The 330-nt window shown below is 43.3% G+C and carries 1 tRNA gene; it reads right to left on the bottom strand.

The window, feature by feature from the left end:
• Positions 1-16 precede the first annotated feature (16 nt).
• Positions 17-90 (bottom strand) — tRNA-Thr (locus NQ163_RS20705).
• Positions 91-330: the final 240 nt, after the last annotated feature.

Genomic DNA, 330 nt, shown 5'->3' with positions numbered 1-330 from the left:
CGATTCTTTTTTTTTGAGCCGATGGAGGGACTCGAACCCACGACCTGCTGATTACAAATCAGCTGCTCTAGCCAGCTGAGCTACATCGGCAATTGCTACTTGCAAAAATACTTTATAGAACGAAAGAAAGTCGTTAAACTTTCTTTTTGTTTTGATAGAGTCGGTGGAGGGACTCGAACCCATCCCAAATCTTCAGGACTGATTACAAATCAGCTTTGATTTGTATTGGTTCAAATCGCAACAACGATTCTTTTTTTTTGAGCCGATGGAGGGACTCGAACCCACGACCTGCTGATTACAAATCAGCTGCTCTAGCCAGCTGAGCTACAT

Origin of the sequence: Marinifilum sp. D737, from assembly GCF_026672275.1 — a bacterium.
Lineage (GTDB): Bacteria > Bacteroidota > Bacteroidia > Bacteroidales > Marinifilaceae > Marinifilum.
Note: the sequence above shows the minus strand (reverse complement) of the source record. Positions and strands in the feature narration are given on the sequence as shown.